3 protein-coding genes and 1 pseudogene are annotated in these 2,795 nt (G+C 63.4%); 2 read left to right on the top strand and 2 right to left on the bottom strand.

Annotation, left to right across the window (positions count from 1 at the left end; genetic code table 11):
• Window positions 1–461: pseudogene (locus tag F8N62_RS31120) on the bottom strand (two-component sensor histidine kinase); the annotation flags it as partial.
• 4 nt (window positions 462–465) lie between these two features.
• Window positions 466–1,167 (bottom strand): response regulator transcription factor, encoded by a 702-nt coding sequence (locus F8N62_RS31115; protein ID WP_084321554.1) that lies wholly within the window; start codon window positions 1,165–1,167, stop codon window positions 466–468.
• Window positions 1,168–1,350: 183 nt separating this feature from the next.
• Here F8N62_RS31115 and F8N62_RS31110 point away from each other — a divergent pair, with 183 nt between their 5' ends.
• Together F8N62_RS31110 and F8N62_RS31105 are read left to right on the top strand one after the other, a co-directional pair.
• Complete coding sequence (locus tag F8N62_RS31110) at window positions 1,351–2,508, top strand: efflux RND transporter periplasmic adaptor subunit (protein WP_150709533.1); 1,158 nt, start codon at window positions 1,351–1,353, stop codon at window positions 2,506–2,508.
• A 15-nt stretch (window positions 2,509–2,523) separates the two neighbouring features.
• On the top strand, window positions 2,524–2,795 hold a 272-nt coding region (locus F8N62_RS31105), incomplete at its 3' end, for an efflux RND transporter permease subunit (RefSeq protein WP_150714189.1).

The following is a 2,795-nucleotide window of genomic DNA, read 5'->3' as shown; positions in this document are numbered from 1 at the left end:
AGGCACGCGAGCATGGTCGCGCCGATCAGCACGTTGATGCTCCAGTACAACAAATTGACGTCCAGCGGGTCCGGCGGCACGACCATTTGCACCACGGACTGCGCGTTCAGCGGCGCCACCGACAACGTGTGGCCGCCCCAGTCGCCGATGCGCACAACGTCTTCGCCGCGCTGCAAACGCTGCTGTTCGTTCGCGGTCAAGCCGGCGTCGTCATTGCGGCTGAGAACGATATGCAGCGGGTCGAACGCCTTGTCCAGCTCAATCGCCAGCGCCGGCCACTGCGCTTCGGGCACGGCGTGAAACTGTTTGACGACAAGGTTCCGCAGACCCCGGGAGTAATCGAGATTGTAGGTGGTGAACCGCTCGTGGAAGATTCTGATCACCACGTCCGGCACCAGGTAAATGGCCGCGCTGTAGGAGACGATCGTCACCAGGTACAGGCGGAAGAGGATCCTGAACATGACCTCAGCATTCCCACTCGGAACGGCTGAACAGGTAACCCTTGCCCCACACAGTCTTGATCTTGCGCGCCTCGCCGGCGTGGTCGTCGAATTTGCGCCGCAACTTGGAAATCGCCACGTCCACCGAGCGGTCGGTGCCGTTGAATTCGATGCCGCGCAGGCGCTGCAGGATCTGGTCGCGGCTCAACACTTCACCGGCATGCCGCGCGAGCACCACCAGCAAGTTGTATTCGCCGCTGGACAGCTCGACCAACTGCTCGCGCCAGGTCACGGTGCGCTCGGACAGGTCGATGCACAGGTTGCCCATGAGGATGCGGTCGTTGGCGGTCTGCGGTTCGCTGAGGCTGCTGCGGCGCAACAGCGTGCGCACGCGGGCCAGCAGCACGCGGGGTTCGCAGGGTTTGGTGACGTAGTCATCGGCGCCCATTTCCAGGCCCAGGACCTGGTCGTGACTGTCGTCGCGGGCGGTGAGCATCAGGATCGGCAGCGTCGCCGAATCGGCGCGCAGCAAGCGGCAGACTTGCAGGCCGTCGAGCCCGGGCAACATCAGGTCGAGGATCACCAGGTCCGGCGGATTGACCCGCGCCCGCTCACGCACGTGGTCGCCACGGCTGATCACGCTGACGCTATAGCCGTTGCGTTCCAGGTAGCTGGCAATCAGCTCGGAGAGCGCGGTGTCGTCTTCGACCAGGAGGATGTTGGGCATGGAGGTGTCCAGAAAGTGCGATGGCGGCATAACAAGCGCAAAATATTCAGGGGGTAAAGGATATACGCCCACGCCCACCCCCGAGTAAAACCCTTACACAATTTCACACAGCACCAACAAAGCTTCACCGCTACCCTCGCCCGCTCCCCGTAGCATGCGGGAGTTCATTATTGGGGTATTTACATGTCGAAGAATCTGCTTGCCAAGCTCAGCCTGCTTGCCCTGGCGTTGACGCTGAGCGCGTGCGACAAATCCTCGATCGCCGATGAGGCGCCGCCGTTGGCCACGGTGCGCATCGAGACCATCGACGCCCGGCCGCTGTCGATCACCAGCGAATTGAGCGGGCGGATTGCCGCGCCACGGATCGCCGAAGTCCGCGCGCGGGTCGCCGGCGTGGTGCTGCAACGGGTGTTCCACGAAGGCAGCGATGTGAAAAAAGGCGACGTGCTGTTTCGTATCGACCCGGCGCCGTTCAAGGCTGACCTGGACAGCGCCGAAGCCGACCTGCGCAAAGCCGAGGCCAATGCGTTTCAGGCGCGCTTGCAAGAGCAGCGTTACGCGCAGTTGATCGAAGGCAACGCCATCAGCGGCCAGGACTACGACAACGCCCGCGCCGCCGTTCGGCAAACCGCCGCCGACGTCGCCGCCAACAAAGCCGCGGTCGAACGGGCCAGACTCAACCTCGGTTACGCCACTGTCACCGCGCCGATTTCCGGGCGCATCGGGCGCGCACTGGTCACCGAAGGCGCGCTGGTCGGGCAGAACGAAACCACGCCGCTGGCACTGATTCAGCAACTGAACCCGATTCATGCCGACCTCACGCAATCGACCCGCGAACTCAACGACCTGCGCCGCGCCTTTCGCTCCGGTCAGTTGAAGGAAGTGGGTGCGGGCCAGGCCAAAGCCACGTTGATTCTTGACGACGGCAGCCTTTACCCGCTGCCGGGCAAACTGCTGTTCACCGACATCACGGTCGACCCCGGCACAGGCCAGATCATTGTGCGCAGCGAATTCCCCAACCCGGACCTCGACTTGCTGCCCGGCAGCTTCGTGCGGGTGCGTCTGGAACAAGCGGTGAATCAGCAAGGCATCAGCGTGCCGCAGCGGGCGATCCAGCGTGACAGCGCCGGGGTTGCGCAAGTGCTGCTGCTCGATGCGGACCTGCGCGTCGGGCAGCAACCGGTCGAACTGGGCGCCGTGCAAAACGATCGCTGGATCGTCACCGGCGGCCTCAAGCCCGGTGACCGCATCGTCATTGAAGGCCTGCAACACGCCAAGCCCGGCGAGAAAGTGCAGATCGACGACACCCCTCTTCCACTTGCCCAGGTGACTGGTCAGTAAGCAGGACGCTTTTTTATGCCGCAGTTCTTTATCGATCGCCCGGTGTTCGCCTGGGTGGTGGCCCTGTTCATCCTGCTGGCCGGCGCGTTGGCCATTCCGCAGTTGCCGGTGGCGCAGTACCCCGACGTCGCGCCGCCGCAGGTCGAAATCTACGCCGTGTACCCCGGCGCTTCCGCACAGACCGTGGACGAAAGCGTGGTCAGCCTGATCGAGGAAGAGCTCAACGGTGCTGATCATCTGTTGTATTTCGAGTCGCAAAGCAGCCTCGGCAGCGCCACGATCAAGGC

This window comes from Pseudomonas fluorescens (assembly GCF_902497785.1).
GTDB lineage: Bacteria > Pseudomonadota > Gammaproteobacteria > Pseudomonadales > Pseudomonadaceae > Aquipseudomonas > Aquipseudomonas fluorescens_BO.
The sequence above is the reverse complement of the archived record's forward strand: the minus strand, read 5'-3'. Positions and strand labels throughout refer to the sequence as shown.

Bases quoted from the DNA above. Each gene is read 5' to 3' on its own strand.
- F8N62_RS31110 (WP_150709533.1), top strand. From the start codon at position 1,351: ATGTCGAAGAATCTGCTTGCCAAGCTCAGCCTGCTTGCCCTGGCGTTG.
- F8N62_RS31115 (WP_084321554.1), bottom strand. From the start codon at position 1,167: ATGCCCAACATCCTCCTGGTCGAAGACGACACCGCGCTCTCCGAGCTG.